Genomic DNA, 2,437 nt, shown 5'->3' on the forward strand with positions numbered 1-2,437 from the left:
CACTGGGGTCTCGCTCCGGTGTTTGTTTTTTTTGATGTCAATTCATTCAGAATAAAAAAATTAATTACTGTTCTTTTCTTACTGTGTTTTATATAAAATACACATAGTAGGTCTTAGATTATGCTTGTTGTCCTATGAAGATAATTAAAAATATTACTAAAATCAAAATTGAACCTAACCATTCATAATAGTAAGCCTTTTCTTCCCGATGTAAAAGCCATTCCTCAAATCCGCGAGTTATCCCCAGTAAAAAAAACAGAGCAAACATGGGAGTAGTCAAAATTAATCCTAAATTTGTTTGATTGGATGTCTTCTCAGCCAAGCTCATCATACTTGCAAAAAATAAAAAACAAATAACAAACTCGAAAGCAAGTATATAACGGTTTCTATCTTGAGAAATCATTCCTCTCCATTTGCTTTTTATATTCAGTCTTTTTTTAAAGTAAAATTGGGTAATAAATAGATAACTGGCAAAGGCAATGAATAACCCTGTTAGCGTAAAAGCATCCATGAAGCACCTCCTAATATTTGTAATTGTCACTATAATATTCTTCATCACTATTCAACAATCCTGCAAACTTAAATGTATTTTAAATTTGTACTGCATCACAGCGGTTGAAAATAGAAGCAGTATGGATTTGTATTTATTTTTCCAAAAATGAAGGGAAGGGATTACATTGGGTTGGTTTTTTGGAGTTATATTAGGTTTGCTTTTCGGCATGGGCGTTTACATTGACTGGAAAAGAAAGAAAATCAATAATTATCCACTTCGATTAACACACCCACATGCAAAGCCAGGCGATGATTCGAATTACCGGATGGGTGATAACAACAACTATACTGGTGGCGGGATGGATTGATACCTTTAGATTTATAGGAAGGAAGTGAATTTATGTGGTGGTTATTAATCGTACCTATTTTTTATCGCATTCATAGACGACTTCATGTAATGGAAGAAGAAGTAGCAAGATTGGATCAATTAAAGAAATCTATATTAATAAAATAATAAAAAAACCATCCGTGTGGATGGTTTTTTTATGTTTCCAGAGTTGGCTTTCACTTTGTTAAGCTAACCATCATTTTGAAGGATAAAAGGAGTACGGTCCGATATCTTGTATCCATATTTGTGCATTTTCCCCATTCGGTTCGGCTACCCACAAATCCCCTTTGGTAGAAGCGATATCGATTTGTCTTATCCAAGTGATTTTGTTTATCGAGGGCAGGAATTGTGGGTTATAATCTCCTTGATCTTTAGAAGGCATTGTTATTTGGATTTGTTTCTGACTGTCTAGAGTCACAAAATATAATGTTGGTTTGGGTCGTTTTTTAGGGTCATTTGACCAGTCAGTTTCTTTTACTCTGGATACGATAAGAGAACGGTCGTTGACCCATGTAAATCCCATGTCTGCATAGTTTTTGGGAGTAAGGGTCAAAGTATGGTATGCAGGGAGTTCAGTTACATTTAAATCCTTATCTTTGAAACCAAATACGATTCGCCCTCCGCCTGCGATATAACCGAGTAAACTGTCCTTAAATGACCACTTCGGCTGGAACTCGAGGATTACCTCGTCGAGTACGGTAAATTCTTTCCCTTCTGCAGAAATTACACAAAGCATATCACTGTCCATAGCCCAGGAAGCAGTTGGTGACACAATAAAAGATATCCATTTGTTATTTGGTGAATAAGCAAACGATTGGGCATTGATTGAAGGGATTTTTACATCATTTTTCTTAAGTTCTTTTGGAATAACTAAAAATTTTTTCACATGTTTTGTTAAGTCACTGATGTTTTGATAACCACCCTTTAATGAAATGGTATATAGGATTGGATGTGTCCATCCATCTGGCCTCAAGGAAGCACTTGATGATGCGATAAAGCCCTTTCCATTCGGCTGCCATTCATAATCGTCGACTCCTAGAGCGATATTATAAAAACTGGTTAAGTCAGATATGTTTAAAACACCGTCACTTTGAAAAGCCACAATATTTTCAGTTGGCGACCATTTTGGATCGTGTCCATCATAAAAAATTTTACGGTGCTTTTTGGTTTGTAAATCATAGACCCACAATTCATTTTCAGTACCTTGACTTTCATTAATGGTAGCCCTTACTTCTTTTTGATAAAGAAGCATTTTACCATCAAAAGACCACTGTGGGGGATAAGGATAATTTGATTTTTGATCTGTCACTTTTTTGTCTAAACCTTTATCGTTTATCCACAAATAGCCGTCCTTAATGTAGGCGACTTTAACTGTAGAATCAGTTGGTGCCGCATTCGATATAGTAGGAAATAAAAAACAGAATATCACTAACATATGAATAAGTTTCACCATACAATCACCTCTTAGTTCATATGTTGTGCCTTATTAAAAAACTTACACTTGAGTAAATGGGAAAGTTTTTCACGTTTTCTATACTATTATGCCGTGACTTAAAG

The 2,437-nt window shown here is 35.2% G+C and carries 3 protein-coding genes; 1 reads left to right on the forward strand and 2 read right to left on the reverse strand.

Annotation, left to right across the window (positions count from 1 at the left end; translation table 11 throughout):
- Positions 1 to 118 precede the first annotated feature (118 nt).
- Positions 119 to 511: a DUF4181 domain-containing protein gene (locus AC1DSL_RS17300; protein ID WP_342543541.1), complete on the reverse strand. Its 393-nt coding sequence runs from the start codon at positions 509 to 511 to the stop codon at positions 119 to 121.
- A 166-nt stretch (positions 512 to 677) separates the two neighbouring features.
- On the opposite strand from AC1DSL_RS17300, the gene AC1DSL_RS17305 reads away from it, so the two are divergent.
- Positions 678 to 860 (forward strand): hypothetical protein, encoded by a 183-nt coding sequence (locus AC1DSL_RS17305; RefSeq protein ID WP_342543542.1) that lies wholly within the window; start codon positions 678 to 680, stop codon positions 858 to 860.
- 216 nt (positions 861 to 1,076) lie between these two features.
- Here AC1DSL_RS17305 and AC1DSL_RS17310 read toward each other — a convergent pair whose 3' ends face one another.
- Complete coding sequence (locus AC1DSL_RS17310; protein WP_477533171.1) at positions 1,077 to 2,333, reverse strand: TolB domain-containing protein; 1,257 nt, start codon at positions 2,331 to 2,333, stop codon at positions 1,077 to 1,079.
- Positions 2,334 to 2,437: the final 104 nt, after the last annotated feature.

The sequence above is a fragment of the Paenisporosarcina sp. P4_D4 genome, assembly GCF_056401835.1.